Annotated in this window: 1 tRNA gene and 2 rRNA genes; all 3 read left to right on the top strand. The window is 45.8% G+C overall.

Annotated features, from left to right (window positions below):
• Positions 1-91 (top strand): 16S ribosomal RNA (locus tag M3180_RS22285); the annotation flags it as partial.
• A gap of 92 nt (positions 92-183) precedes the next feature.
• Positions 184-259: transfer RNA gene (locus M3180_RS22280), tRNA-Ala, on the top strand.
• Between the two features lie 263 nt (positions 260-522).
• Positions 523-649 (top strand): 23S ribosomal RNA (locus tag M3180_RS22275); the annotation flags it as partial.

Here is a 649-nt window from a genome sequence, read left to right as displayed (position 1 = left end):
AGGGGGCCAGCCGTCGAAGGTGGGGTAGATGATTGGGGTGAAGTCGTAACAAGGTAGCCGTATCGGAAGGTGCGGCTGGATCACCTCCTTTCTAAGAGAACACGATCTTCCGAGTAGAAGATCATAAAGACACAATGTGTCAGACGTGCCATCCATTTGTTCAGCTTTGATGGAATTTGCTCCGGGGCCATAGCTCAGCTGGGAGAGCGCCTGCCTTGCAAGCAGGAGGTCAGCGGTTCGATCCCGCTTGGCTCCACCAAATTTTACTTCATTGTAAAATTTAGAGTTAACCATCTATTTAGTATGTGTTTTTCTTTACAGAAAACACATCTTGTACCTTGAAAACTGGATAAGAAAGTATATGAAACATCCAAAGCGAATCGAGTTCAAACTTATGTTTGAAATTATTAACCGCGAATCGTTTTTGATTGACGACCTTCATCCGCAAGGATGTTCGAGGAAATCAAAAATCGATGAGCAAAGCTTCAACTTACGAAGCTGCGTTATTAACATAACGCTTTAGGTTAAGCTAATAAGAGCGCACGGAGGATGCCTAGGCACTAGGAGCCGAAGAAGGACGTGGCGAACAACGATACTGCCTCGGGGAGCTGTAAGCAAGCTTTGATCCGGGGATTTCCGAATGGGGAAA

This window comes from Paenibacillus camelliae, assembly GCF_023715345.1.
GTDB classification, from domain to species: Bacteria; Bacillota; Bacilli; order Paenibacillales; family Paenibacillaceae; genus Pristimantibacillus; species Pristimantibacillus camelliae.
Note: the sequence above shows the minus strand (reverse complement) of the source record. Positions and strands in the feature narration are given on the sequence as shown.